General features: G+C 62.0%; 3 protein-coding genes and 1 pseudogene. All 4 read left to right on the top strand.

Going from position 1 to position 2,298, the window contains the following annotated elements:
• Positions 1–219, top strand: a pseudogene (locus WCA53_RS00055) (branched-chain amino acid ABC transporter permease); the annotation flags it as partial.
• Positions 216–983, top strand: coding sequence for an ABC transporter ATP-binding protein (locus tag WCA53_RS00060; RefSeq protein WP_423903907.1), 768 nt, complete (start codon positions 216–218; stop codon positions 981–983). The pseudogene WCA53_RS00055 and the gene WCA53_RS00060, both read left to right, overlap by 4 nt.
• 2 nt (positions 984–985) lie before the next feature.
• Positions 986–1,687, top strand: a complete 702-nt coding sequence (locus WCA53_RS00065; RefSeq protein WP_423903912.1) for an ABC transporter ATP-binding protein — start codon at positions 986–988, stop codon at positions 1,685–1,687.
• Positions 1,688–1,709: 22 nt separating this feature from the next.
• On the top strand, positions 1,710–2,298 hold a 589-nt coding region (locus WCA53_RS00070; protein ID WP_423903909.1), incomplete at its 3' end, for a M81 family metallopeptidase.

Here is a 2,298-nt window from a genome sequence, read left to right on the forward strand (position 1 = left end):
ATTGGCGGGACGGGGAACCTGTTTGGCTCGGTGCTGGGGGCGGCGTTTTACGTGCTGTTCTCCGACTGGCTCTCTACGCTATGGCCGCGCTGGCTGTTGCTGCTCGGGCTGGTGCTGATCGCGGTGAGCCTCTTCATGAAGCGCGGTTTATGGGGCCTCGGCGAGCTTATCGTGCAGCGCATTCGGTCGCACAAGCGCCGCACCCTGGAGGGGTCATGAGCGAACCCATTCTGCAGGCAACGGGCGTCGTCAAACGGTACGGCAAGTTCACCGCGCTCGACAACGTCAACTTGCGCATCATGCCGCGCACCGTCCACTCGGTGATCGGTCCCAACGGTGCGGGCAAGACGACTCTGTTCCATGTGCTGACAGGAACACTGCCGATCACCACCGGCAATATTGTGTTCGATGGTCACGATGTCACACACGAACCGGACTATCTTCGTGTGAAACGCGGCATCGCCCGATCGTTTCAGGTTACCAGTTTGTTCGCAAACCTAAGCGTTCGCGAGAACTTGCGAGTTGCGGCGCAGGGCGTTGATTCAAACCGTGCGCTGAATGGCTGGACGCCGCCGCGCGGCGCGCTCGAGCAAGGCGATGTGGTTGACCCGATACTTGAACGTCTCGGGCTGACACGCTTCGCTGCGACGCTCGGCGGCGCGCTGTCGCACGGACAGCAACGTCGGCTGGAAGTGGGCATGGCGCTCGCGGCGCGACCCAAGGCGATCTTCCTCGATGAACCGACTTCGGGCATGGGCATCGACGATCTTGACGACATGAAGCATCTGATTCGCGGCCTGCGCGACGACTACACGGTCGTGCTGATCGAGCACAACATGGGTATCGTGATGGACATCTCCGACACCATCACCGTCATGCAGCAAGGACGGGTGCTGGTGGAAGGCCGCCCCGATGATATTCGCGGCGACGAACGCGTGCGCCGCGCTTATCTCGGCAACATGATCACCGGGGGCCGCGCATGAGCATGATCCTTGACGTGCAGGACATCCATGCATTTTATGGCAAGAGCCACATCTTGCAGGGCGTGTCGCTGACGATCCGCGAAGGCGAGACCGTCACGCTGTTGGGCCGTAACGGCGCCGGGAAATCGACGACATTGAAGAGCATCGCGGGCGTCGTCGCGCCGCAGCGCGGCACGGTGAAATTCAAGGGCGTCGAGGTCGGCACGTGGGCGTCGCACCGGATCGCGGCAGCCGGCGTGTGCTTCGTGCCGGAACATCGCGGAGTCTTCCGGTTGCTCAGTGTGGAAGAGAATTTGAAGCTGGGTGCGCGCCGCGATTCGCCCTGGCAGCTCACTGATATCTATCGGATTTTTCCGCGTCTGAAGGAGCGTCGCAGCAACGGCGGCGGCCAGCTTTCGGGTGGTGAGCAGCAGATGCTCGCCATCGGCCGGGCGCTGATGAATCATCCGCGGCTCCTCATGCTCGATGAACCCGTCGAGGGGCTTGCGCCTGTGATCGTGGAAGAGATTGTCGCGCAATTGAAGCAGATCAGGCAGGCTGGCATAGCGATTCTTCTGGTCGAACAGAACCTGGAAGTGTGCACGCAGCTCGCGGATCGCCACATCATCATTGAACAGGGCCGTATCGTCTATGAGGGTGACAACGCCGCGTTCGCTCGTGACGATGCGATCAAGGACCGCTACCTCGGCGTAGGTGTGGCCTGAATCTTCACCACGTGGAAGACGCATGAAAATTCTTATCGCACGCATGAATCACGAGACCAATACGTTCTCGCCGGTGGCTACGCCGCTTGAGGCGTTCGGCCGCGACGGTCCCGCTTATGGCGAGGACGCGTATAACGAGAACAAGGGCATGCAGACGGCGATGGGCGCGTTCATCGATGCCGCCGAACGCGCGGGCGCGGACATTGTCACGCCGATCTCGGCATCGGCGAATCCGAGTGGTCCAGTCGCGGCTGCCGCTTACGACGCGATCTGCACTGCGATCGTCGAGGCTGCGCGCGGCTGCGACGCCGTCATGCTCGATCTGCATGGCGCGATGGTCGCCGAAAACTCGAACGATGGCGAGGGCGACCTGCTCGAACGCGTGCGCGCTGCGTTGCCGAACGCGCCCATCGCTGTGGCGCTTGATCTGCACGCGAACGTGACGCAGAAGATGATCGGCAATGCGGACGTGATGGTCAGCTTCAAGACGTATCCGCACGTCGATATGTACGAATGCGGCGCGCACGCAGCGCGGCTTTTCTTTGATCTGATCGACGGCCGAGCACGTCCAGTGATCGCGTGGGCGCAGCCGCCGCTGCTCACGCACACGT

Source organism: Caballeronia sp. (assembly GCF_049581465.1).
GTDB lineage: Bacteria > Pseudomonadota > Gammaproteobacteria > Burkholderiales > Burkholderiaceae > Caballeronia.

Bases quoted from the DNA above. Each gene is read 5' to 3' on its own strand.
- WCA53_RS00065 (WP_423903912.1), top strand. From the start codon at position 986: ATGATCCTTGACGTGCAGGACATCCATGCATTTTATGGCAAGAGCCAC.
- WCA53_RS00060 (WP_423903907.1), top strand. From the start codon at position 216: ATGAGCGAACCCATTCTGCAGGCAACGGGCGTCGTCAAACGGTACGGC.